The following is a 20,919-nucleotide window of genomic DNA, read 5'->3' as shown; positions in this document are numbered from 1 at the left end:
GGGACGCAGCGATGCGTCCCGCCTACCCGACAAGGAGCTGGGCGGACAGGTCCGCAAGGGCGAGAAGGCGACGATCGCGGTCTTCTACAAAAGCTATACCAAGGAGGTAGAGGATCCCACCACCGGCGAGAAGGAGGACCAGGCGCGCCGGGTCCTCAAGAGCTTTCCGGTGTTCAACGCCGACCAGGTCGATGACTTGCCGACCCGATTCCGTCCCGCAGCGCCGGTACAGCCGGTGGCACCCGCCGGCCGGCGCGATGAACTCGACGCCTTCTTTGCGAAAGTTCCGGCCAAGCTGCGGCACCAGGGATCGGAAGCCTATTACGAACCCGTCGCCGACCGCGTGACGATGCCGCCGGTCGCGCTCTTCACCGGCTACGATCATTATTATGCAACGCTCGCCCACGAGCTGTCGCATTGGACCGGGCATGCAAGCCGGCTCGCGCGCGACCTCAAGAACCGGTTCGGTTCGGAAAGCTATGCCGCCGAGGAACTGGTCGCCGAACTCTCGAGCGCGATGCTGGGCGCCGAACTCGGGCTGCCGGTCGCGCATCTCGATAACCATGCCAGCTATATCGACCACTGGCTCCAGCTCCTCAAAAAGGACGACCGCGCGATCCTGACCGCCGCCGCGCGTGCCGAAGCGGCGTCCTCGCTGCTGTTGAAGCTGGGCGGACGGAAAGTCGACGGCAGCGATGCCGTCGACGATGATCATGGGCACCATGATGGCATCGAGCGCGGCGATGCCGCGCTCGCGGCCTGAGGGAGGGCGGATCATGGGACGTTCCGTCAGCTATCCCTCCGGCGCCATTGTCGCCTTTCGCCTGATCGGTGCCGACGACGATGATGATCAGGCCTGGGAATACGAATGCCTCGTCGACTGGATCCGAACCGAAGCGGCTCGCGCCTTTCCATCGTTTCGGGATCACGATGGTTGGCGCGGGCGCGAGGATCGCATCCGCTTGCGCAACGCCTACGCCGATTGCGGGATTTCGACCTATTGCGGGCTTGCCGCGGTCTGGCTCGTCGAGCGCAACGATGGGGCCTATTGGGACGCCGATGCATCGACCGCCCGGTCGCCGCGCGCGCAGCGCTGGCTCGGGCAGGTCGCGGACAAGTTCACGATCTTGTTCGGCGAACTCGAATGCCTCGGGCGCTTTTCGAACGGCGAGGCAATCTACCGGCGGCGAGACGCTGCCTAGCATCGTCCGTTTCAAATGAGCAAAAATGTACTATATCGTGCATATGAAAGGATTGGTGTGATGGCGACTCTGGCCCCTGAAGCGGCAGACCGCGGAGCGGTTCTGACCGCCGCTGTCGCGCGCATCGCCGATCTCTGGCAATGGAACAACGGCAGGCTCGGGCAAGTGCTTGGCCTGTCGCCGGCCACCGTGTCGCGGCTGCGGCACGGGCAGGCGAGGCTCGATCCGGCCTCCAAGTCCTTCGAGGCCGGACAGTTCCTGCTGCGCCTGTTCCGCAGTCTCGATGCCCTGCTCGGCAGCGACGACGATGCCGCGCGCCGCTGGCTCGAGGCCGACAATCTCGATCTCGGCGGCAAACCGATCGACCAGGTCGGCACGATGCGCGGGCTCATGGGTCTATGCGACTATGTGGACGCCTGGCGCGCTCGCGTCTGAACACCGCGCCTATCGGGGAAGGGTGTGGCGCGTGGTCGAGGCCCAACACCGCATCTCGACCGGCCGGCTTGCGTCAGATCCTGCGGCTCAGGCCCTGCTCGAAGATCTTGCCGAAGAGGTGAAGCCGACCCTGCCGGCCAGCGCCGCGCATCTCGACTACCTTCTCGCATCGCCCTTTCGCTATGGGCACCGGCAGGCCAGCCGCTTCCGCCGCGCCGACGAGCGACCGGGGATCTTCTATGCGAGCGAAGCCGAAGCGACCGCGATTGCCGAGACAGCCTATTGGCGGCTCAAGTTCTTCTCGCGCTCGCCGGGTTTTGTCCCGCCCTCGACGACCAGCGAACATTCGAGCTTTTCGGTTCTCGTTGCCAGCGAGGCTGCGCTCGATCTGACCAAGTCGCCGTTTGCTTCTCATGAAGCAGTCTGGGTCGATCCTGCCGACTATACCGCCTGCCAGGACCTTGCTGTTGTCGCTCGTGAGGCGGCGACCAGCCTGATCCGCACGATGTCGGCGCGCGATCCCGAACGCGGTTGCAATGTCGTCGTGCTCGATCCGGCGGCCTTTGCCGAGCGCCGTCCGAAGCCGGGGCGGACCTGGCATCTGCGCTTCGAGAACGACCGGCTCGTGGCGCTGGCGGCGTTTCCGGCGCGCGAGCGTTACGAGTTCACCGCAGCGGGCTTCGGGCTCTGATCCGGTCGGACCCGAAGCATTTGGGGTGATGCCCCTGCCGGTCCGCCGTTCCCGTGGGAGAAGCCGGAGCGAGAGAGGCCCTGGGCCGGTCGGCTGAGGCCGCAACCCGCCAGCGGCAGGCCCGTGTTGGTCGGCGGTGATCGTTCCTTGCATCATCACGCGTTCGGCATTGATCTGACCTCGAGGCGCCCGCGCTGTCGCCGAATGGCCGACCTGCCCGCGCCAGCCTGCCGCTCGGGGGTTTCCCGCTTGCGCGGTGCGCCCCCAGCCTTGTCCCGGCCCTGACGGGCTCTCGCCGGCGCTCCCCATCGGGACCTGCCGGCACCAACCGTCAGGAGGACAATCCCATGCATTCGCAATTCCACGACCAGTTGGCCGGCCTCGACCTCACCGGCTTCTCGATCGGTCCGGCGCCCGTTGGCGACGCCGATTTTCCGACCACCGAGCAGGCATCCCAGACCCTCGAAGCGATCTGGTCCGATCTCTTCGCGATGTTTTCGGGCACCGCGCTCGAAGCCGATGCCGAGGATATCGGATGGGCTTTCGTCAACCTCTTCCACCGCTCGGCACAGCGCAAATCCAGCGCGCTCGACAGGGCCAGCGACGAGGTCCGCGCGCTTGTCGCGAGCGCCGATGGTTCGGAAGTCCATACCAGCGATCTCGAAAACCAGGTCGAGCGGGCCCAATGCGCCGAAGCGGCCATGCTGGCGATGGAAGAAATGCGCGAGATCGCCGCATGCCTCTACCTCAACGAGTTCGGGTCCTCGTGGAAGCCGGTATCGAGTTCGCGGTTCAACCATGGCGCGATGCTGACCTCGGCGCTTGTCGAAGGCCGCGAGTTCCTCCGCGCACGGGCGGCCTCCAAGCGCCGCGCGGCGATGCCCGAAGGCACGCCCGTGGTCTTCGCTGGCGGGCGTCCGAAGTTTGCGACCGACGATGACGCCAAGGCGTTTGCCACCAACGTCTGGGCGACCCTCGACAAGGTTCGGAATCGTGTTCCCGACATGGTGCTGGTGCATGGCGGTGACACCAAGGGCTGCGACCGGCTTGCCGCCTCCTGGGCCGAACGCCGCGATATTGCCCAGGTCACTTTCTCGCTCGACCGGCGCATGGGCGCGCGTGCCGGGTTTCAGCGCAACGAGCGCATGCTGTCACTCGATCCTCGCTACATCGTCGCCTTTCCCGGCAACGGCGTCCTCGAACGGCTCGTCATCGAGGCCAAGGCACGCCGGATCACCGTTGTCGATCGCCGCGGCCCGCTGGGTACCAGCCCCAGGGCGATACGGCAGGTTCACCAATGACCCATGTCCAACGGTTGCGTTGCTTCCCCGCAGCGCAGCCGTTTCCTGTACGATTTCGGCCAGCGCGATGATGTTGGGCGTGTGTTTGCTGGTGGAGCCGACCTTCTCAGGCTGATGGTCGGCTACCTTGCGGAGCTGCATGGAGGAGATGGGTGAAATCACCCTTCTTCGCAAGCACATCCGCCAGGGAATAGCGGCCGAGGATATCGAGAAACGCCCCGAGCGCCTCGTCCAGCACGCTGGTGAGGCCGCAAGCGGGCGCAATGACGCATTCCCCGCATTCGACGAGATCGAAATCGTCCTCGGTATATAGGATCAGTTTGCCAACGTTGATCTGTTCGGTTGGCATTGCGAGGCGAATCCCGCCCGACCGGCCCCGAACGCTTTCCAGATAGCCTGCACCGACGAGGTCGCTGACGACCTTCATCAGGTGGTTTTGCGAAATGCCATAGGCGACCGCGATCTCGGAAATCGAGCACAAGCGGTCCGGCCGCGAGCCCAGGTAGAGCAGCACGCGCATCGCATAATCGGTGTAGCGGGTGAGCCGCATTGCCCGGATCTCCAAAAGATGTATTTCCATTGCATGTTTTTGCGGCGCCGCATAGATGCATCATCAACGCATGTTTCTGGAGTGGTGAAATGAAACTCGAACGGATCGACGACGACGGCCTCCGGCGCCTCGTCGAAGCGTTCTATGCGCGCGTACGCGTCGATGAAGAACTCGGTCCGATCTTCAATGACGCGATTTCGGACTGGCCCGAGCATCTCGGCAAGCTCACGGACTTCTGGACGTCGGTGATGCTGACGACCGGGCGCTACAAGGGCCAGCCGGTCCCCGCGCACATGAAGCATCGCTCGCGGATCACGCCCGAACTTTTCGAGCGCTGGCTCGGTCTCTGGGCTGAGACGACGGATGCGATGATGGAGCCTGACGCCGCCAGGGCCCTCCAGGACAAGGCACGGCGGATCGCGCAAAGCCTGCAGCTGGCGATGTTCTTCCGGATCGATGCCGACCAGCCGACAGGGAGTAATGGAATTCCCGAGCGGGTCGCCGCGTCATGAGCGGTGCCCGGACACAGGGCGGGCCGCAACCCTATCGATCGACGCCAATCTTCGATGAAGCTACATTGCCATCCGCGCTGCGCGAACGTCACGATACCAAGCCCGGTGTCTGGGGGCTGATCCGCGTTCTGGAAGGCGGATTGAAGCTTACGATCCTTGATCCGCCATCCGAGACAATTCTCGAGCCGGGCCATCCGGGTGTCGTCCTTCCCGGACAAGCGCATTTCGTGACGCCTCTGGGCACGATGAAGATGCAGGTCGACTTCTACAAAGAGGCTCCGCTGATCGGGCGATAATCCAATAAGCCCAATCCTCTCGTGCTCGTCATGACCCGCAATTCGACCTGAAAGTTCTTCGTGCTCAAATTCCTGATTTCGCGATCGGCCTCGCTTCTGCCGCAGGCCGCGATCGGCCATCTCGGTTGGATGCGCGGCGCCATCGGCGGAGGGCTGGCCATCCTTGCCTCGGGCCTTGTTGCCCTCGTGCTGCTCGGCACCAACAGCGCCGCGCTTCCGGTCCTGGTGGCGCCGCTCGGCGCCTCCGCAGTCCTGGTGTTCGCCGTGCCCGCCAGTCCCCTGGCGCAACCTCGCTCGGTCATCGGCGGCAACCTCCTGTCAGCGGCAATCGGGCTGACCCTTGGACATGCGATCGGACAGCCGGTCCTCGCTGCCGGGCTCGCCGTCGGCATCGCGATCGCGGCCATGTCGGTGACACGATGTCTGCACCCTCCGGGCGGCGCATGTGCTCTGCTATGCGCGCTGGGTGCAGCGGGGCCGGAAGCCTGGGGCTGGGCATACCTGCTGCCGATTGCCATCAATGTCCTTGCGCTCTCGGCAGGTGGTTGGTGCTACAACAACCTGACGGGTCACCCCTGGCCGCACCATGCCGTTGTTCCGACAGCGCCGCCGACGGGAGCCGGTCTCGCCTATAGTCATGAGGACCTCGAGGCCGTCCTTGCCGACTGGAACGAAGTGCTCGATGTCGACATCGATGACCTCGATGCCATCTACCAGGCGCTGCATCGGCGTGTAACGAGCCGCTAGTTCGTGCGACCGCGCTGAGCCGGACTGTCATTCCCGACATTACGCCCACAAGGCCGTGCAGGCCGCCCCCAACACGAGGGCGCTCGACAACGTCGGGCGGCATTATGACCGTGTTAATCATGTGGCAGGCTTTGCCTGCTATGTGTTCGACTAATTTCCTCTCCCTCACTCGGCCTCGCCATCGGCGGGGCCTTTTCTTTGCGGTGTCGGTCACTAGCTAGGCGGCTGAGGGAGGGAACCCGGCATGCCGCTTCGGATCACCATGCACCGCAGCAACAATGACGACCCGCTGGAATGGGTCTGTCTCGGAGATCTGGCCGAGGCGATCACGGTCACATCTGAGGCGCTCCAAGCAGGAGATTGCGTCGCTGCGCAGGTGTGGAGTTCGGACGGACAGCTGCTTCACGAAGACGCCAAACTCGGGTAAATCTTTGCACAGCCGCGCCAGCCAAGGTTGTACCGGCACGGCAGCAGCGTTAGCCCGGATCGAGACATCAGGGGGGCAAGACCATGTCGAACTATTCCACGCACCAGGGCAAGCCTGACCGATGGTCGCATCTGGTCCAGAATCTCGACCCGTCGCAGCGACGCGCGCGATACGGGCGGCTCCAGCCGCTGGAAACCCCGTCGCTGTTCGAGCGGATTTTCCGTCGTCGAAGCTGACTTGACGTACAGAACGGGGCGCTGCCGGGACGGGTGACGGCGTGACCGTCGACGCCGGTAAGCGGCTGCGCGATTGGCGGGCCCTTCGCGAGATGATGCGGGTCACCTACTGCCGATCCTGCCCTGCCTGATTATCGCAGACTGAACCGATCGAGGGCCATGGTCGCCGCGAGTACGCTGCCCAGCTTATGGTCCATCCGGCGTTCCATCCCGGTCCCGCGCTTGTCCCTGATCGCGGCCGCGTCTCATACGACGAGTTGTCGAAGGGATGGCCTATCCGTCATGCATTTGCTGGCATGATGGCGAGCGGATGACGCACGTCGATCCACGAACAGGGCCAGTGGCAATCCTCCGCCGGCACCGAATCCCAGTCCGGCTTTGTCGCGAACATTCCTGAACCAGGTCAGCTGATCCCTGCAACTCGCAGCCCTGCCGGCCGTGTTGGCAGCGTCTCCTCCGTGCGATTGCGGTGCAATCGCCGGGGCGCTGCCTGCCCGCACCACCCGGCGTCTGCGGGTTCCCCTTGGGTCCGTGACCCTGCGGTGCAGGTCTCCCATGCCCTGCTTCTGACCGGAGTTCGCAAGCCGGAAATGGTTTCCGGTTTGAGAATAGAAGGAAGTCTACCCATGACCAATATCGCAATCCTCGTCGGCCGTATCGCTCGCGATCCCGAAACCCGCACCACACAGGGCGGCACCACTGTCACCACGATCTCGCTGGTCACCGACCGTCCGGCCCGCGACAAGGACGGCAAGACCTACAAGGACGAGAACGGCTTTACCGCCAAGGACAGCGAGTTCCACCGCGTCACCTGCTTCAACGGCCTCGGCCAGAACGTCGCCAAGTACTGCAGCAAGGGCCAGCTCGTCAGCCTTGAGGGCCGCATTCACTACACGCAGTGGGACGACCAGGACGGTAACAAGCGCTACGGCTGCGAGATCCTCGCCGACAAGGTCGACTTCCTGTCGCGCCCGAACCGTTCGGACAACCAGGACGCCCCGCCGATCGACGAAGACTGACCGGCACGGTACAACGACAAGGCCCCGCTGGCACGCGCCACCGGGGCCTTTCTTTTGCTTGTCCTGCTGGAATTGCTGGGCAGGTGCGCGGAAATTCACGCCCGCATTACGGCATCACGGCGTTACACTCAGGCGCTCGAGCGCGGCATCGAGGCCCATGTCCGATGCCTGTTTGACGAGCCGCTTGAGCTTGCCGGCCTCGAGCGTTTCGGCGCCGCATTCGAGCAGCATCGTGCCCAACTCCTGCGCGGCTTTCTCGCGTAGCTCTGCTTCCCTGACATCGAGCTCGGCGCGCTGTTCGCGCAGGCGGGTGAGCGCATCGCGCGCATTTCTGGACCTTGCCATGTTCGGTTCCTTACCTTGGCTAAAGGTCCCCTCGCAGCGCATCCTGCCACAGCGCAAATGTTCTGCAAAGGTTCTTGTTGGCGGGGAGGTGAAGGCATGTGCTTCACCGAGAGGTGGGAGGTCTCTCTCGCAGTCCCTGTCATGGTGATGGAGGCTTGGGGGCCCGCGTCAAGGACGGACGGGGCCCCACCATTTTGCCCGCCACCGGATTGCATCCGGCAGCGAACAAAACCGTTACCCCCACCGCCGCTTCGCGGCCGCGTGTTCCACGCGGTCCCTGACCCGGTCCGTCGCCCCCATCGAGCGCTCCTGACGATGCGAAGCATCGAACTTCAGGAGGAATTGATCATGCACACTTGCAGCCAACATTCGTTCCGGCCGGACGCCGATCAAACGGCATTCATCGCGGCCATGGATACGGCCAACGCCCGGGCGCAGCACAGCTACTTCACCCAGTATATCCTGACCGATGTCGAGGCCGGATATGTCACCATCGACGAAGGTGATTACGGCGCCTTGCCGGACCGGTTGATGGCCCGGGTGGTCGACGCGGTGCCGGGCCAATTCAGCGACGAATTCTGATCCAGGGTATGCGTATTACACGAGGAGGAAGTCCGGTCAGGGCTTCCTCCTAAAATTTTGCTCAACATACCGGATGTTGCGCAACCTGCTTTCCTGGAGGAGGAACGCCGAGCCTTCAATCCTGCCATTCGGGCAAGTCAAAATGCTCGAGGCGGTCCGGCGATGTGAGCATTTTCACCGCAGCCGCGGCGAGCGCTTCGGCTTTGCTTGGAAACGCTTCGGCGGACGATATCGACACGCCGTTCGAATAACTGACCTTCGCCTGGAAGCCATTGCCGCTGGGCAACGCACTGAGGGTCACGCTGGTCACCTTCCGTATTCCTGTCCTGTACCAGGAAACAGCAGGCAACATACGCCGATCGGTCGCGAGGAGCCAGCCTCGCCGGTACCGCAAAGCCGCCTCAGACCGGGCCGCAGGCGCGCCCACAGGAGAGAGCGGAAAATCCCTCCATCCGGATTACGCTCCTATCACTGGACCTCGCCTTCAAAGCTGGGAACAGGGAGCACACCCCACGCGACTTGTCGCACCGATTTGAAGTCAGAAAGATAATTAAAAACAGAGATTTGGTGGCGAAATTGCCAAAATGGCAGCTTTCCCATTTCTTTTCATGACTGGGGCAAATGTCCTGCATTGTTCATGATGCGGGGAAGCGGATGCGCGGAATTCTGCCATGTTCCTATGTTCTTGACATGTTCTCGTTGTTCCTGTAGTTCGAAGGTGCCTTTCGCAGCGTGAATCCAGGCTACCTGACCCAAGGAACCCGGATCCATGACCCGCCCCGTACCCATCCAGGTCTATGTTTCGCCCGAGCTTGCGGACCGCGTACGCAAGGTCGCCGAACGTCATGACATGACTGTCAGTGCCTGGCTTCGCTCGCTGCTGTCGCGCGCCTGCGACGAGCAGGAACTGGCATTGCAGCACGACACCTCGATCACCCGCATCCTGCGCATGATGGTCTTTGCCCGCGTCGGCATCGATGGCCTGCTCGCCGGTCATGCCGACCCCACGCTGCGCGACCGGATATACAAGGTCTACCGCCGCCAGTGCGCGGCGATCGGCCTGACCTCCACCGCAACCGAGGGAGGCCGCGATGAAGCGTAATCTCGGGAATTTCACCCGCGGCAGCCAGCTCTTGGGGCACTTCGGCTTCATGTTTGCCGCCGGACTCAAGTGGCCGCTGATCATCGCGGTCGTCGCGTTCGGCGGGCTCGCTTCGTGGCTGGTTGCGCATGGCCTCGACGACTATCAGGTCTATCTCGTGTGGATGCGGATCTACACCATGGGCTATACGTTCATGGAGTTCGATCCGGCCAAGACCGTGAGCATGGAAACGATCTTCGGCGGCAGCTTCCAGCTCCCCATCGCTCGCGTCGAAACCTACCCGCCGGTGGTCCGCGCGTGGGACACGATGCTGGACCTTGTTAGTACCGCGTTTGCCTGGACCATGTTCGCGCTCGTGCCTGCATTTGCGCTGTTCTACTGGATCGCCGAACGTTTCGGCAGTCTTTCGAAAGAACGCCGCCACGAGCGCGGCGCGTCGCTGGTGCCGCTTGTCGAGCTTGCCCGCGAAATCCGTGACCACAACCGCGCCGAACGCCGCCGTGAACTGACCGAAGTGCTGGGCTGGCGCCGGCATCTGTGCCTGCCATCTGAGCGGCAGGAGGTCCTGCCCTACCGTCCATCGCATATCGCGAAGCTTCCCTATCCCTGGCGGCTCGAGCAGAGCCATGCGATGCTCATCGGTACGACTGGCATGGGCAAGACCGTGGCCCTGTCGGACATGGTCGAAGAGGCACGCGAGCGGCGCCAGCGCGCGGTGATATTCGATCTCACCGGTGCCTTCATCGAGCATTTCTACGATCCCGCACGCGACGTCATCCTGAACCCATTGGATGCCCGCTGCCCGCGCTGGAACATCTTCGACGAGTGCCGTTCCGAAGGCGAATTCTGGGCCGCGTCCGAAGCGCTCGTGCCGCATGACGGCGGCGGTGAAGCCCAGTTCTGGGTGATCGCGGCGCGCGCGCTTTTCGTCGAGTTTTGCCTCAAGCTGGTGGAAGCGGGCGATGCGACCAATGAGGCGCTGGCGCGGCGGCTGATGAGCGCCGACCTCGCCAAGGTCCATGCCATGCTGCGTGGCACGATCGCCGATCCGATCACTGCGCCCGAGGCCGCGCGCATGGCGGAATCGGTGCGTGCCGTGTTCAACGTCAATGCCCGTGCGCTGAAGCTGCTGCCCAGCGAAGGCGCGCGCTTCTCGATCCGTGAATGGGTTGAAGCCGACGATGGCGAGGGCGGCTTCGTGTTCCTCTCCGCGCGCTATGTCGACCTCAGCGTCTGCACCCAGCTGCTCACGCTCTGGCTCGATCTTGCGATGAACACGCTGATGACGACGGCGCGGTCGGATGACCTCAAGATGTGGTTCTTCATCGACGAGCTGGGGGCGTTGCATCGTCTCCCCGCCCTCGAAACCGGCCTGCAGACCGCGCGCAACTATGGCGGCGCGATCGTCACCGGGATACATGCCTATGCCAAGCTCCAGGAAGTCTACGGCGAGCATATGGCCGAAACCCTGTCGTCGCTTGCCAAGACCAAGCTGATCCTCGGCACCGGTGACTACAAGACCGCGACCTGGTGCTCGGAAGCCATCGGTCATGCCGAAGTCACCGACAAGGACGAGGCGCATACCTACGCCTATAACAATGCGCGCGATGCGGTCAGCCTGACGCCGAGAAAGCACATCGAAGCGCTGGTCCTGCCCGACCAGCTGAAGGACATGCCGAGCCTTACCGGTTATATCAAATTCCCCGACGGGTTTCCGGCAGCGCCCATCACGCTGACCCCGGTCAAGCGTGTGCGATGCGCCGAAGGCTTTGTCCCTCGGGTCGACGATCGGGCATCGGTCAAGGGTCAGGCGGCGACAGGCCCGACCGGCAAGCCCGTTGCTTCCGGGACCGCCAGTTCGAACGAACATCCCGCGTCGAACGACGACGGGGTCGGCAAGCCGAGCGTACCGAAAGAGAGCGCATCGAAGCAGGGCGAACTGCAGTTCGGTGACAGGTACGAAGGTAACCGCAAGGGCGAAGAAGGCACACGCGAGCATCGCGTCGGTCAGCAAGTCGATCCCTTCGATGCCGGCGACCGGGCGGGCGTGCGGGCGGGGAAGGATGCCATCGATCGCACGGCATCGGGCGCGCCGGATTCGGGTCTTGCCAATGGCCGCCAGGCGGGTTTCGAACCGAACACGGTAGCCAGGCCGTCGCGCGCCGAAGGTGCGCGGGAAGGTGAGCGCGAAGTGCCCGATGCATCCCGGCCTGACCGGCCCGACAAGATCGATGGACCGAAGGGCGAGCGTGCCAAGGATGCACGACCGGACGGGCGCATGCAGCGCGATGCGCGCCGTATCGTGCTCGAGGAAGGGCTCGGTGATCCGGGCGGCAAGACTGGCGATGCGCCGCCGCTCGACGATCTCGACTTCGATTTGTGATGACGCTGGAGGGGACCGGGAAAAAGTGATTGCCCATGCTCTCGCTTGCCAATGTCCGGACTGCCTCGGGCGCCGCCGGGTACTTTGCCAAGGACAATTACTACACCCGCGCCGATGCCGACCGCTTGGGTGAATGGTTCGGCGAAGGCGCGGCAGCGCTGGGCCTCAAGGGCACCGTCGATGCGAAAACTTTCGAGGAGGTTCTGAAGGGCAACCTCCCCGATGGCAGCCGCGTCGGCAGCGACAATCGCTACCACCGCGCGGGCACGGACCTGACTTTCTCGCTGCCCAAGAGCTGGTCGATCCTCGGACTGGTCGGCGGCGACAGCCGCATCCTCGATGCCTATGCCGGTGCTGTGAAGGAGAGCCTGGCCTGGGCCGAGAAGAACCTTGCCGAAACCCGCCTGCAGCACCGCGGCAGGGAGAAGATCGTCGCAACTGGCAATCTCGTTGCCGCACTGTTTCGTCACGATACCAACCGCAACCAGGAACCCCAGGCGCATATCCATGCGGTGATTGCCAATGTGACCCAGGGGCCCGATGGCAAATGGCGCGCCCTGCGGAACGACAAGCTCTGGGAACACCATACGCTATTGAATGCCATGGCCATGACGCGCTTCCGGATTGAGGTCGAAAAGCTCGGCTACGAGATCGGCGAATTGGGCAAGCACGGCAATTTCGAGGCCGTGGGCGTGCCTCAGGAGATACGCGAAGCCTTCTCGACCCGCCGCGCCGAAGTGCTCGAGAAGGTCGCCGAAATGGCAAGCCGGAGCCCGGCCGCGCACGACGCCGCGACGCTGATGACCCGGGCGGAAAAGGCGCCCGTCGCCGATCGCGGTGCGTTGCTCGATGCCTGGAAGGCGCGCGCCGGCGAACTCGGTTTTTCACCTGGCGATGTCATTGCGCGCGCCAATGCGCGAGCCGCGACGGGGCTTGGCGAAGAGCGCGGCGCACGCAGTACTATCCGGAGTCTCCATGCCTCGGTGCGCACGTTCGCTGTCGACCTTGCCGAACGCTTGGGCCTCAAACAGGGCGATCCGCTGATACCGACGCGGCTCGGCAATCGCCCGGTCGGGGAGGTTGCCGCGATCCACGCCGTCGCATCGGCGGTGCGTCATCTGTCGGAGCGCGAGGCAGCGTTCGATCGCTTCGCGGTTTACAGGACAGCGCTGTCCTTCGGGCTTGCCGCCAGTATCCCTGTCATTGAAAAGCGCGTCGATCAGTTGCTGCGCCAGGGCCATCTCGTACGCGGCAAGGGCGCCGACAAGGGGATGGTGACGACCCGCGATGCCATCGCTGCCGAACAGCGTATCCTTTCTGAAGTCGAAGCCGGGCGGGGGCAGGGTGTGGCCCTGATGACCTCTGAGCGCGCAGGCGAGCGCCTGCAGGCGCTGGCACAGGACCGCCATGGTCTGACGCTCAACTCGGGGCAGGAAGGGGCGGGCCGGATGCTTCTTGCTTCCACCAACCGCATCGTTGCCATCCAGGGCGTTGCCGGTGCGGGGAAGAGCACGGTGCTCAAACCCGTCGCCGAGATCCTGCGCGCCGGAGGGAGGAAAGTGACCGGGCTTGCGGTGCAGAACACGCTTGTCCAGATGCTCGAGCGCGAGACCGGGATTGAATCGATGAGCGTCACGCGTTTCCTGGGTCGCTATGCCCCGCTACTCGATGGCGGCGACCGGCAGGCATTGGCCGAAGCGCGCAGCGAGTGGAAGGGCAGCACGGTCCTCCTGGATGAGGCCTCGATGGTTGGCAATGCCGACAAGGAAAAGCTGGTCCGGCTCGCCAATCTGCTAGAACTCGGGCGCTTCGCCGCGATCGGTGACCGCAAGCAGCTGGGCGCGGTCGATGCCGGAAAACCCTTCGATGTCATGCAGCAGGCGGGCATCGAGACCGCCGGAATGCGGATCAATATCCGTGCGCGCAATGTGGCCATGCGCGATGCGCAGCACGCAGCGCAGGCAGGGCAGATCGAGGAGGCGCTGCGGCATCTGGGTGACAATGTGGTCGAGGTCGCCGAAGGTGCGGCCCTATCCGCGGCGACGGCATGGCTTGAACTGACGCCGCAAGAGCGCGAGCGCACCGCGATCTATGCGTCGGGCCGGACCCTTCGTAGCGCGGTCAACGAGGCGGTGCAGACCGGGCTCAATGCCAATGGCGAGCTTGGAAGCAAGGCATTGCCTCTCGAGACGTTGTCGCGGGTCAATATGACGCGCGAGGAACTGCGCCATGCGAAGAGCTATGCGCCCGGCATGGTGGTCGAGGTCGATCGCCGCCAGCGCGCGCAACACCTCGCTCCGGGGCGCTACAGTGTCGTCGCGAGCGATCCGCGCCAGGAACAGGTCACACTGGCGAACGCGCGCGGCAAGACATTCGTGTTCCGGCCCGACAAATTGCGGCCGCAGGCCGAGCGCGATCCTCTGCGGCTCTACGAGATCAAGCCCGTCACCATCCATGCCGGCGACCGCATTCGTTGGACCGAGACCGATCATCGGCGCGGGCTATTGAATGCCGACCAGGCAAAGGTCTTGGCGATCGGCGAAAAGACCGTGACGGTGACGACGTCGAGCGGGATCGAGCACGACCTTGCCCATGACGATCCCATGCTGAAGCGCCTCGATCTTGCCTATGCCTTGAATGCCCATATGGCGCAGGGACTGACCTCGGATCGCGGGATTGCGGTCATGGATAGCCGCGAAAAGAACCTCTCCAACCAGCAGACCTTTCTCGTCACTGTGACCCGGTTGCGCGATGGCCTCACTCTTTATGTCGACAATGCCCGCAAGCTCGAAGCCGCGATCGAGCGCAACACCGGCATGAAACGCTCGGCGCTCGAAACCACGAAAATGCTCGGCGATGCGGCCGCACGGGGAACCCGGAACACCAAAAAGACCAGAGAGCCAGTCGAAGAGAAGAAGCTGCCCGAACTCGAACTTTCGAAGGTCAAGCCGTTCGAGATCGGGATCTGACGGGCGCGCTGCGATCCTACTGCCGGGTTGCGGGTCCTTCGATCTCGGTGAGGGCGGCGATGCGCTTTGCTATGGCCTGCCAGGTCGCGACACCGTCGTTGTCGCCTGCAAGCGCCAGCGCGCCGATCCGTTCGGCGACATGGCGCGGCGCATTGGCCCCATGGGTCTTGAGGACATGGGTAGCGCAGGCCCATAATTCCCTATCGCTGATTGTGCTCACGCGCTTTCTCTGTCCGCTCCGGGCTTCAGCGGCAGCGGTGGTTGCCCCAGTAGCGATCCCATTTGAGCACCGTGCCGGTCGCGACCATCGCGCAGCTGAGATCCGTGCCCGAGGGCAGCGTACACCACGCGCCCGTGCGGCTGCCGCCGGCCGAGCCTGTCGAAACACAGCGCATGGGCCCGCTTGCAACGATGACATGGCCGGTCGGCGTTGTGCCGCGCGGACCGCCGAGAACATCGACCAGCGCGTCGCGCGCTGCAATCGCACTCGCATTGGGGCAGGGCTGGTTTGTGCGGCAGGTGCCGTCCATCTCACGCGCGGCGATACCGGAAATCCGCAGGCGCGGACCTTCCGCGCACCAGACCGGGCCATCGCCGTCCCAGACCCGGGTCGGGGTGCAGGTAAAGGTCTGTCCGGCGGCAACGATCGAGGCGGCAAGGGCAAGAAGCATGGGCACGTCCCTATTACAGCTGCCGTCCGAACCAAAGCACCCGGCCGACGATGTTCACATTGCGTCGGTCGAGGCCGTTCCAGCTCGGGTAAGTGGGATTGTCGCTCGTCACCGATATCCTGCGGCCGCTGGGCTCGATTGCGATGCGCTTCACAGACAGCGCATCGTCCATGCGCAGCACGTAGATCCCGTCGCGTAGCCGTGATTGCCCGTCGCCAAGGTCGACCAGCACTTCGTCGCCATCGTGCAGCGTCGGTTCCATGGAATCGCCAAGGACATGGATGATCGAAAGGCTCGAGGCCTTGCTGGCGGTAAGGCGCCTCAGCCACTTTTCCTCGAACCCGAACTGCGAGGACTTGGCTTCCATCTCGGCCAGGGCGCCGTGACCGGCCGAAGCATCGACGTCGAGTATCGGAACCTGCACCAGTTCGACTACCGGACCCGAACGGAGGGCAGGGGCGCCCAGCACTTTCTCGTCGACGCCGAAGAAGCGGGCGAGAACCATCCGGTCGTTCTCATCGAGATGGCGCGGGCTGTTTCGCTTGATATACTGCTGGATATAGGCCGCGTTGCGGCCCAAGAGGCGCGACACCGAGGAATAGTTGACGCCCCGCTCCTGGATCAGGCGTTCGAGGTTTTCGCGGGCTTGGTCCATTACATGCGTCCGGTTCGGGTTCCGACGAGGGAATCATTCTAGGAGATAGGAAGCTATTCCTAGATAGAACGTAACAGGAACGCAAGGGATTTCGGCACGCAAAGGCGTGGAGAGGTCAGAAAGAGCGCGGGGGGCATTAACGTCATGTCCGAAAAATATATCACAGTTTCGGACGCGGATATGCTCGCCAACCATTGATGATTGCAGCACATGAGATCAGGCGATTTTGAAGTCGATAGCCCACTCCTAGGTGCCGAGGTCAGCGGTTGATGGGGTGAGCAGGCATCTGCCTTCCAGCAGCACTGCCAAATGTCTGTGACAATGGGTGTTCGGAGCGTAAACAGCATCCCATCATGTCGCTACCGCCTGAATATCTTGCCGCCCTTGGTCCCCTTGCCGACGCTTTTTCTGCTTATGAAAAGGCAACCGGAAGGGAAGCGGTATTGGTTGGTGGCGCGGCCGCTGCGATCCACACGGACGGAGCCTTCATGTCGGCGGATTTCGACGTGGTCGCAGGCGATGACACTGCCTTTGACTTAGCTATGGCTGCAGCAGGCTTCGTGGATGATGAAAAGGCCCTGCACGGGCAGGGCGGGTGGTATCACCCAGCACACCCTCAATTTGCTGTCGAGCAGGTGTCCGGTGGCTATTTTGACGGACGCGCGGACAAGGCGCGGTGTCTCAAGCTCACGGTTCGCGATGATGCGGCAATTGTCCTGCCTGCTATCGAAGACATGATTGCAGATCGGCTCGGACAGCACGAAGTCGCCGGTGGTGACATGTCCATGCTGGAGCAGGCACGGGCCCTCTATGCTCTCGCCGAAGGTTTAGACCTTGCTTACCTCTATCGCCGTATAGTCGAAGAATCTGGTAATCCGGCACATTTGGGGCTATCTAAGGGCCATGAAGACGCTTGAACTCGACGGCTACCTTGCAGGCGTGAACGCGCGCAAGGCAAAGCTGGCACCCAATGGCGCGGTGCCGGCGGTTGAGTCCTGCCGCAATGGCGGCGCACGGCGTACTGCCGAAAAGCGGTCCGCGCTTAAGCGTGCCGATGCCCGTGCAAAGGTTGCAGGCATGCAGCCCGTCCTCTCGAATTACTGATTAAGTCTGTACTTACGGCATGGTCCCGCGCTTGTAGCTGCTACGCCGCATGTTATGACGTGCGTATGAACGCTAGCCTCAAGATCACCAAGATCGGCAACTCTGCCGGCAGTGTACTTCCCAAAGAACTTCTTGCGAAGCTGCGTGCAGGCGTGGGCGATACTCTTTATGTTACGGAGACGCCGGAAGGCATTCGCATAACCGCTGCAGATCCTTCATTCGAAGCCAAGATGGCTTTGGCAGAAAAGATCATGCGTGAAGACAGAAACATCCTGCGCGCTCTAGCGAAGTAACATGGCAAAATTATCCGAACCGGTCTGGATCGAGGCCGAGGTGGCGCTTGCCATCCATGATCGGCAACTGGCCGAGCATGGCGGCCCCATCGGTTTGCGTGACGCAGATGCATTGGAATCGGCACTGGCTCGCCCCCGCAATCAATAGGCCGATGGTGAAACGGATCTGTGCAAACTCGCTGCCGCCTATGGCTATGGTCTGGCGCGCAATCATCCCTTCACGGACGGCAACAAGCGGACCGCCTGGGTCCTCGTCCGGCTGTTCCTCGCATTGAATGATTTCGAGATTGCCTATGCGCTCGAAGACGCTGTTCAGATGGTTCTTCAGCTTGCCGCTGGCGAACTTGATGAGGGTGCCATCTCGGAATGGTTGACTGAGAGGCGAGTCTAGGAACGCCGACAGAGCTGACGTTCCCGGCCTCTGAACCGCCCACCGAAACCTGCCGTACATTTACGCGGCTGATTATGGGTAAGCCTGGCCGTTTGCGGACGTCCGCTTTGGGTCGGCGAGGCCGACTGCCGGACGTTCTTACAAACAATTCAGCTGTCGCGGCCACCAATCGGGCAAATTGGCATTCAGAGTCGGTCTGACGCCGTCATTTGCATCTTAGGCCAGCGCCGCATCCAATGCGGAAAGTAGGTCTACGGTGTAAGCAGAAGCGTCTCACCGCGCCGCGTCGTTGATCGGAGGCGTCAGTCGAACGACAAATCGCTTTGTGTGGACATCCGGTAGCCGCACCGCGTGAGCATCTTGCGTGGAAGAGGTCTAAGCATTCACCAGCCATACGTCATCGGCTTGCGCATTCTGACTTAATTTGCAGACAAGCTCACCGTCTTGCCAAAGTTCCGCATGATATCCGGTATCGTGCGTGCTCAGGACGTTGAGCGCACCTGATGCGTCCTCCGCTTCGAACCTGATCGTCTCGTGCTTGCCGGTTCTATCGTCGGAAAGTTCAATGCGAAACTTCTCCATGATCTCCGATCCTTTCTTGCCGGGCTCGATCGCAAGGGCGGGGAATGCCGAGTCGCGACGGGCCCCGGCAGGCCGCAACATATCATACTAACGCAGCTCCCCGGCAAAAACAGGTGAACTGGATTTCTAGCGCGATGGGTTGAGCGCTGATTTATAAACGCTCAGCCGCGGGTCCAGCCCTTGACCGCCATGCACCGATCCAAGGCAGCCTCGCGCTCAACCTGTTCGGGTATCACGTCCACCTGCGTATGGCAGTCTGCAAGCGCTTGATCGAAAGGCTCCGCGCCAGAACCTGTCCAGCCGGGATCACTGGTGGCGCAAGCGTTCAACAGAGCGATCGCAGAAATCCCGCAAGCCAGACGAACGATCATCCCTACGACTCCCTGAAAACAGAAGAACTAAATCTGCTGGTATCAACCGCGCAAGCAATGACGCTTTGGGGAGTTCGAACCGGTAAGGACCCGTTCAATGACCCCATAAAAGCACCGATGACCGAAACTGTCATTTTCCAAAACGATCAGACCGTAGACTTGCCTGAATCCGGCTGCTTATCACTCCGCGGAAATGCCAGGACAATCCGAAGAAAATCACGCGAACCAATGGTTGCCAATCAGCAAAGCGCCAAACATGAAGCCGCTTTGGATCTATAATGCAAGGTACAGCAAGGGCGGGAGGCATGCCTATCAGGACCTGACCGGTCGCTGGCGCGGTATCAATGCCAACGGTACAGATGGCGAACTTCCATCGGATCCGACGCACTTCCAATATCTCCCGGCCCCGCCGAACCCTGAGGATTCAGAAGCCTAGCGCTTCTGTCCCGCTAGAAACGCCCGAATGCGGGCACGCTCAAACGCTGGTCGTTGGTTCGGAGGAGCGACGGCTTGGCTTCCTGTTCAGCGCATAAAAAACGCCACTTGCGACGATGCTCGCGACGATCACAGGTTCCATATAGGTCGGAGGAAACCAGCCTCCATAGAGAACCGTCAGGTAGGCAGTGGTCCAAACGATTATGGGGCCGACGATGCAAACCATAACGATGTGCTTGCTGAGCAATACTGGGAACAGCAAAAACGCCAGCAGCACCGCAAATGCCCAAGGCGACGCAAGGAAAGCGCCCAGAAAAATCCCTTCGAATGCAGTTCCAGCGACAGGTAAACCTGATATCTGAATCGCAACCCAGCACGATGCGACAACAAGGCCCGCGACATGGGCGACAAACCCACGCTTGATCAGCGTCATTCTGAGCGACAGATCGACCATGGCCCAAAATGCGCTCGAACGTGGCGGAAGGCAATCATCCGCGTTCGCGCTACCCTCGAAACCTGTCTTGCCGCTTAGCACGACAGGTGTAAGCTCGCGTCCGCCAGGCAGGAGGCAGCGATGACCGTCACCAACAGCGACAGCGGCACGAACATTCAACCTGTCGCCGAAAACATATGGCGCATCAATACACCGGTCACGCTCCCCGATGGCGGGGAATTCTCGTTCAACCAGTACCTGATCTCCGCCGATAAGCCGCTGCTTTTCCATACCGGTCCGTTGGGCCTGTTCTCCATGGTGCGCGATGCAGTAAGACATGTAATTGCGCCCGAAGCGCTCCGCTACATCGCCTTTAGTCACTTCGAAGCCGATGAATGCGGCTCGCTGAACCAGTGGCTGGAAGTCGCACCTGAATCCCAGCCCGTGTGCAGTGCGATCGGCGCCATGACCTCCATCGGCGACATCGCGATCCGAAGACCTCGCGGCATGGGAGATGGTGAGGCACTGAACCTTGGCAACGCAACCGTGGAATGGATCACTGCACCCCACGTGCCGCATGGGTGGGACAATGGGTTCCTGTTCGAACGCAGCACCGGCACCTTGCTATGCGGCGACCTGTTCACGCAGCCGGGCCGCGGGGATGTGGCGCTGACGACCGACGACATCCTCGGCCCGTCGGAAGCGTTCCGTGCAGTGATGGACTATTATTCGCATAGCCCAGACACCGATGCGGTACTGAACCGACTGGCGGCACTAGAGCCTAGGGTACTGGCCTGCATGCACGGCAGCGCATGGCGCGGTGACGGTGGGGCTAAACTGAAGGATCTGGCTGCCGCGCTGGAGCAGTGAAAGCGGACGTCGGCTGCTAGCGCGGCTCATCCCAACGCATTTCCCGGGAATTGTCGCGCCCCGCCGGAAGTGGGAAGTCAGCTTCCGGCACCGCGATCCCGACCTCAGACACACTGTTGCAATCCATTCTCATTAGCCTTAGTGGCCCTCCCCGTTCAGAGGAGGAAACATGCGTATCAGCCAGCTTTTCGTGTATTCAGCGTCGGCCCTAGCACTAGCGACACCAGCAATCGCACAGACGGCAGAGCAGACGAATGCCGCAAGTCAGGCAACGAAGGATGCCACGTCAGACATCGTAGTGACCGCCGCACGAACGC

At 62.5% G+C, this 20,919-nt stretch carries 29 protein-coding genes; 20 read left to right on the top strand and 9 right to left on the bottom strand.

Going from position 1 to position 20,919, the window contains the following annotated elements; all coding sequences use genetic code 11:
- The 5 genes from A7A77_RS16510 to A7A77_RS16490 form a co-directional block, all read left to right on the top strand.
- Positions 1–763: ArdC family protein (locus A7A77_RS16510; RefSeq protein ID WP_082836212.1), on the top strand; the 763-nt coding region annotated here is incomplete at its 5' end.
- 13 nt (positions 764–776) lie between these two features.
- The gene (locus A7A77_RS16505) at positions 777–1,202 is read left to right on the top strand and encodes a hypothetical protein (protein WP_066560913.1); all 426 of its coding nucleotides are present in this window, start codon (positions 777–779) and stop codon (positions 1,200–1,202) included.
- A 60-nt stretch (positions 1,203–1,262) separates the two neighbouring features.
- Positions 1,263–1,637: an MbcA/ParS/Xre antitoxin family protein gene (locus tag A7A77_RS16500; RefSeq protein WP_066560911.1), complete on the top strand. Its 375-nt coding sequence runs from the start codon at positions 1,263–1,265 to the stop codon at positions 1,635–1,637.
- Positions 1,638–1,668: 31 nt separating this feature from the next.
- Positions 1,669–2,328, top strand: a complete 660-nt coding sequence (locus A7A77_RS16495) for an RES family NAD+ phosphorylase (protein WP_245638527.1) — start codon at positions 1,669–1,671, stop codon at positions 2,326–2,328.
- Between the two features lie 347 nt (positions 2,329–2,675).
- Positions 2,676–3,629, top strand: a complete 954-nt coding sequence (locus A7A77_RS16490; RefSeq protein WP_066560886.1) for a DUF2493 domain-containing protein — start codon at positions 2,676–2,678, stop codon at positions 3,627–3,629.
- A 106-nt stretch (positions 3,630–3,735) separates the two neighbouring features.
- Here A7A77_RS16490 and A7A77_RS16485 read toward each other — a convergent pair whose 3' ends face one another.
- Positions 3,736–4,179: an RrF2 family transcriptional regulator gene (locus A7A77_RS16485; RefSeq protein ID WP_066560905.1), complete on the bottom strand. Its 444-nt coding sequence runs from the start codon at positions 4,177–4,179 to the stop codon at positions 3,736–3,738.
- Positions 4,180–4,268: 89 nt separating this feature from the next.
- On the opposite strand from A7A77_RS16485, the gene A7A77_RS16480 reads away from it, so the two are divergent.
- From A7A77_RS16480 to A7A77_RS16465, 6 genes are all read left to right on the top strand, one after another.
- A complete protein-coding gene (locus A7A77_RS16480; protein WP_066560883.1) occupies positions 4,269–4,691 on the top strand; it encodes a group III truncated hemoglobin in 423 nt (140 codons plus the stop codon).
- Positions 4,688–4,987: a TehB family protein gene (locus tag A7A77_RS16475; RefSeq protein WP_066560881.1), complete on the top strand. Its 300-nt coding sequence runs from the start codon at positions 4,688–4,690 to the stop codon at positions 4,985–4,987. Before A7A77_RS16480 ends, A7A77_RS16475 begins: the two co-directional genes overlap by 4 nt.
- A gap of 60 nt (positions 4,988–5,047) precedes the next feature.
- A complete protein-coding gene (locus A7A77_RS16470; protein ID WP_066560879.1) occupies positions 5,048–5,734 on the top strand; it encodes an HPP family protein in 687 nt (228 codons plus the stop codon).
- A gap of 244 nt (positions 5,735–5,978) precedes the next feature.
- Positions 5,979–6,161 (top strand): hypothetical protein, encoded by a 183-nt coding sequence (locus tag A7A77_RS18055; protein WP_156500645.1) that lies wholly within the window; start codon positions 5,979–5,981, stop codon positions 6,159–6,161.
- Between the two features lie 83 nt (positions 6,162–6,244).
- Positions 6,245–6,397 carry a hypothetical protein gene (locus tag A7A77_RS18050; RefSeq protein ID WP_156500644.1) on the top strand — a complete coding sequence of 51 codons (153 nt, stop codon included), beginning with the start codon at positions 6,245–6,247 and terminating at the stop codon, positions 6,395–6,397.
- A 626-nt stretch (positions 6,398–7,023) separates the two neighbouring features.
- Positions 7,024–7,416, top strand: coding sequence for a single-stranded DNA-binding protein (locus A7A77_RS16465; protein ID WP_066560876.1), 393 nt, complete (start codon positions 7,024–7,026; stop codon positions 7,414–7,416).
- A 114-nt stretch (positions 7,417–7,530) separates the two neighbouring features.
- On the opposite strand, the gene A7A77_RS16460 is transcribed toward A7A77_RS16465, so the two are convergent.
- Positions 7,531–7,761, bottom strand: a complete 231-nt coding sequence (locus tag A7A77_RS16460; RefSeq protein ID WP_066560897.1) for a DUF6437 family protein — start codon at positions 7,759–7,761, stop codon at positions 7,531–7,533.
- A 348-nt stretch (positions 7,762–8,109) separates the two neighbouring features.
- Here A7A77_RS16460 and A7A77_RS16455 point away from each other — a divergent pair, with 348 nt between their 5' ends.
- A complete protein-coding gene (locus tag A7A77_RS16455) occupies positions 8,110–8,343 on the top strand; it encodes a hypothetical protein (protein WP_066560894.1) in 234 nt (77 codons plus the stop codon).
- A gap of 115 nt (positions 8,344–8,458) precedes the next feature.
- On the opposite strand, the gene A7A77_RS16450 is transcribed toward A7A77_RS16455, so the two are convergent.
- Complete coding sequence (locus A7A77_RS16450) at positions 8,459–8,653, bottom strand: hypothetical protein (protein ID WP_156500643.1); 195 nt, start codon at positions 8,651–8,653, stop codon at positions 8,459–8,461.
- A gap of 459 nt (positions 8,654–9,112) precedes the next feature.
- On the opposite strand from A7A77_RS16450, the gene A7A77_RS16445 reads away from it, so the two are divergent.
- Genes A7A77_RS16445 through mobF form a run of 3 tightly spaced genes read left to right on the top strand, consistent with a single transcriptional unit; the run spans position 9,113 to position 14,797 of the window.
- Positions 9,113–9,445 carry a hypothetical protein gene (locus A7A77_RS16445; protein WP_066560870.1) on the top strand — a complete coding sequence of 111 codons (333 nt, stop codon included), beginning with the start codon at positions 9,113–9,115 and terminating at the stop codon, positions 9,443–9,445.
- Positions 9,435–11,828 (top strand): type IV secretion system DNA-binding domain-containing protein, encoded by a 2,394-nt coding sequence (locus A7A77_RS16440; protein WP_066560868.1) that lies wholly within the window; start codon positions 9,435–9,437, stop codon positions 11,826–11,828. The genes A7A77_RS16445 and A7A77_RS16440 overlap by 11 nt, the downstream gene beginning before the upstream one ends.
- A 35-nt stretch (positions 11,829–11,863) precedes the next feature.
- Positions 11,864–14,797, top strand: coding sequence for a MobF family relaxase (gene mobF / locus A7A77_RS16435; RefSeq protein WP_066560865.1), 2,934 nt, complete (start codon positions 11,864–11,866; stop codon positions 14,795–14,797).
- Between the two features lie 16 nt (positions 14,798–14,813).
- On the opposite strand, the gene A7A77_RS16430 is transcribed toward mobF, so the two are convergent.
- The 3 genes from A7A77_RS16430 to A7A77_RS16420 are packed head-to-tail and all read right to left on the bottom strand — an operon-like array spanning position 14,814 to position 16,123.
- The gene (locus A7A77_RS16430; protein ID WP_245638526.1) at positions 14,814–15,017 is read right to left on the bottom strand and encodes a DUF6961 family protein; all 204 of its coding nucleotides are present in this window, start codon (positions 15,015–15,017) and stop codon (positions 14,814–14,816) included.
- A 25-nt stretch (positions 15,018–15,042) separates the two neighbouring features.
- Entirely contained in the window at positions 15,043–15,468 is a 426-nt protein-coding gene (locus tag A7A77_RS16425) for a thermonuclease family protein (protein ID WP_066560864.1), read from the bottom strand.
- 13 nt (positions 15,469–15,481) lie between these two features.
- Positions 15,482–16,123, bottom strand: coding sequence for a S24 family peptidase (locus tag A7A77_RS16420; protein ID WP_066560855.1), 642 nt, complete (start codon positions 16,121–16,123; stop codon positions 15,482–15,484).
- A gap of 353 nt (positions 16,124–16,476) precedes the next feature.
- Here A7A77_RS16420 and A7A77_RS16415 point away from each other — a divergent pair, with 353 nt between their 5' ends.
- The 3 genes from A7A77_RS16415 to A7A77_RS16405 all read left to right on the top strand — a co-directional run bounded on the left by A7A77_RS16415 (position 16,477) and on the right by A7A77_RS16405 (position 17,520).
- Positions 16,477–17,040 (top strand): hypothetical protein, encoded by a 564-nt coding sequence (locus tag A7A77_RS16415; protein ID WP_156500642.1) that lies wholly within the window; start codon positions 16,477–16,479, stop codon positions 17,038–17,040.
- Positions 17,027–17,227 carry a hypothetical protein gene (locus tag A7A77_RS16410; RefSeq protein WP_066560849.1) on the top strand — a complete coding sequence of 67 codons (201 nt, stop codon included), beginning with the start codon at positions 17,027–17,029 and terminating at the stop codon, positions 17,225–17,227. The genes A7A77_RS16415 and A7A77_RS16410 overlap by 14 nt, the downstream gene beginning before the upstream one ends.
- Positions 17,228–17,292: 65 nt before the next feature.
- Positions 17,293–17,520 (top strand): AbrB/MazE/SpoVT family DNA-binding domain-containing protein, encoded by a 228-nt coding sequence (locus A7A77_RS16405; RefSeq protein ID WP_066560847.1) that lies wholly within the window; start codon positions 17,293–17,295, stop codon positions 17,518–17,520.
- A 10-nt stretch (positions 17,521–17,530) separates the two neighbouring features.
- Here the strand turns inward: A7A77_RS16405 and A7A77_RS18610 are convergent, their stop codons facing one another.
- Both A7A77_RS18610 and A7A77_RS16395 read right to left on the bottom strand, forming a co-directional pair.
- Positions 17,531–17,971, bottom strand: coding sequence for a hypothetical protein (locus A7A77_RS18610; RefSeq protein WP_066560845.1), 441 nt, complete (start codon positions 17,969–17,971; stop codon positions 17,531–17,533).
- Between the two features lie 315 nt (positions 17,972–18,286).
- The gene (locus A7A77_RS16395) at positions 18,287–18,493 is read right to left on the bottom strand and encodes a hypothetical protein (protein WP_156500641.1); all 207 of its coding nucleotides are present in this window, start codon (positions 18,491–18,493) and stop codon (positions 18,287–18,289) included.
- A gap of 266 nt (positions 18,494–18,759) precedes the next feature.
- Between A7A77_RS16395 and A7A77_RS18045 the strand changes: the two genes are divergently transcribed.
- The gene (locus tag A7A77_RS18045; protein WP_156500640.1) at positions 18,760–19,143 is read left to right on the top strand and encodes a hypothetical protein; all 384 of its coding nucleotides are present in this window, start codon (positions 18,760–18,762) and stop codon (positions 19,141–19,143) included.
- A gap of 196 nt (positions 19,144–19,339) precedes the next feature.
- On the opposite strand, the gene A7A77_RS16380 is transcribed toward A7A77_RS18045, so the two are convergent.
- Positions 19,340–19,753: a hypothetical protein gene (locus A7A77_RS16380; RefSeq protein ID WP_066560834.1), complete on the bottom strand. Its 414-nt coding sequence runs from the start codon at positions 19,751–19,753 to the stop codon at positions 19,340–19,342.
- Positions 19,754–19,873: 120 nt separating this feature from the next.
- On the opposite strand from A7A77_RS16380, the gene A7A77_RS16375 reads away from it, so the two are divergent.
- Entirely contained in the window at positions 19,874–20,602 is a 729-nt protein-coding gene (locus tag A7A77_RS16375; RefSeq protein WP_066560830.1) for an oxygen-binding di-iron domain-containing protein, read from the top strand.
- Positions 20,603–20,919 lie beyond the last annotated feature (317 nt).

The sequence above is a fragment of the Croceicoccus bisphenolivorans genome (genome assembly GCF_001634625.1).
Classification (GTDB): domain Bacteria; phylum Pseudomonadota; class Alphaproteobacteria; order Sphingomonadales; family Sphingomonadaceae; genus Croceicoccus; species Croceicoccus bisphenolivorans.
Note: the sequence above shows the minus strand (reverse complement) of the source record. Positions and strands in the feature narration are given on the sequence as shown.

Excerpts from the sequence above, each read along its gene's own strand:
- A7A77_RS16420 (WP_066560855.1), bottom strand. The coding sequence starts at position 16,123 with ATGGACCAAGCCCGCGAAAACCTCGAACGCCTGATCCAGGAGCGGGGC.
- A7A77_RS16425 (WP_066560864.1), bottom strand. The coding sequence starts at position 15,468 with ATGCTTCTTGCCCTTGCCGCCTCGATCGTTGCCGCCGGACAGACCTTT.
- A7A77_RS16410 (WP_066560849.1), top strand. The coding sequence starts at position 17,027 with ATGAAGACGCTTGAACTCGACGGCTACCTTGCAGGCGTGAACGCGCGC.
- A7A77_RS16445 (WP_066560870.1), top strand. The coding sequence starts at position 9,113 with ATGACCCGCCCCGTACCCATCCAGGTCTATGTTTCGCCCGAGCTTGCG.
- A7A77_RS16415 (WP_156500642.1), top strand. The coding sequence starts at position 16,477 with ATGTCGCTACCGCCTGAATATCTTGCCGCCCTTGGTCCCCTTGCCGAC.
- A7A77_RS16480 (WP_066560883.1), top strand. The coding sequence starts at position 4,269 with ATGAAACTCGAACGGATCGACGACGACGGCCTCCGGCGCCTCGTCGAA.
- A7A77_RS16395 (WP_156500641.1), bottom strand. The coding sequence starts at position 18,493 with ATGGAGAAGTTTCGCATTGAACTTTCCGACGATAGAACCGGCAAGCAC.
- A7A77_RS16460 (WP_066560897.1), bottom strand. The coding sequence starts at position 7,761 with ATGGCAAGGTCCAGAAATGCGCGCGATGCGCTCACCCGCCTGCGCGAA.
- A7A77_RS16455 (WP_066560894.1), top strand. The coding sequence starts at position 8,110 with ATGCACACTTGCAGCCAACATTCGTTCCGGCCGGACGCCGATCAAACG.
- A7A77_RS16405 (WP_066560847.1), top strand. The coding sequence starts at position 17,293 with ATGAACGCTAGCCTCAAGATCACCAAGATCGGCAACTCTGCCGGCAGT.
- A7A77_RS16505 (WP_066560913.1), top strand. The coding sequence starts at position 777 with ATGGGACGTTCCGTCAGCTATCCCTCCGGCGCCATTGTCGCCTTTCGC.
- A7A77_RS16380 (WP_066560834.1), bottom strand. The coding sequence starts at position 19,753 with ATGGTCGATCTGTCGCTCAGAATGACGCTGATCAAGCGTGGGTTTGTC.
- A7A77_RS18050 (WP_156500644.1), top strand. The coding sequence starts at position 6,245 with ATGTCGAACTATTCCACGCACCAGGGCAAGCCTGACCGATGGTCGCAT.
- A7A77_RS16440 (WP_066560868.1), top strand. The coding sequence starts at position 9,435 with ATGAAGCGTAATCTCGGGAATTTCACCCGCGGCAGCCAGCTCTTGGGG.
- A7A77_RS18610 (WP_066560845.1), bottom strand. The coding sequence starts at position 17,971 with ATGTACGGCAGGTTTCGGTGGGCGGTTCAGAGGCCGGGAACGTCAGCT.
- A7A77_RS16475 (WP_066560881.1), top strand. The coding sequence starts at position 4,688 with ATGAGCGGTGCCCGGACACAGGGCGGGCCGCAACCCTATCGATCGACG.
- A7A77_RS16375 (WP_066560830.1), top strand. The coding sequence starts at position 19,874 with ATGACCGTCACCAACAGCGACAGCGGCACGAACATTCAACCTGTCGCC.
- A7A77_RS18055 (WP_156500645.1), top strand. The coding sequence starts at position 5,979 with ATGCCGCTTCGGATCACCATGCACCGCAGCAACAATGACGACCCGCTG.
- A7A77_RS16500 (WP_066560911.1), top strand. The coding sequence starts at position 1,263 with ATGGCGACTCTGGCCCCTGAAGCGGCAGACCGCGGAGCGGTTCTGACC.
- A7A77_RS16465 (WP_066560876.1), top strand. The coding sequence starts at position 7,024 with ATGACCAATATCGCAATCCTCGTCGGCCGTATCGCTCGCGATCCCGAA.
- A7A77_RS16485 (WP_066560905.1), bottom strand. The coding sequence starts at position 4,179 with ATGCGGCTCACCCGCTACACCGATTATGCGATGCGCGTGCTGCTCTAC.
- A7A77_RS16490 (WP_066560886.1), top strand. The coding sequence starts at position 2,676 with ATGCATTCGCAATTCCACGACCAGTTGGCCGGCCTCGACCTCACCGGC.
- mobF (WP_066560865.1), top strand. The coding sequence starts at position 11,864 with ATGCTCTCGCTTGCCAATGTCCGGACTGCCTCGGGCGCCGCCGGGTAC.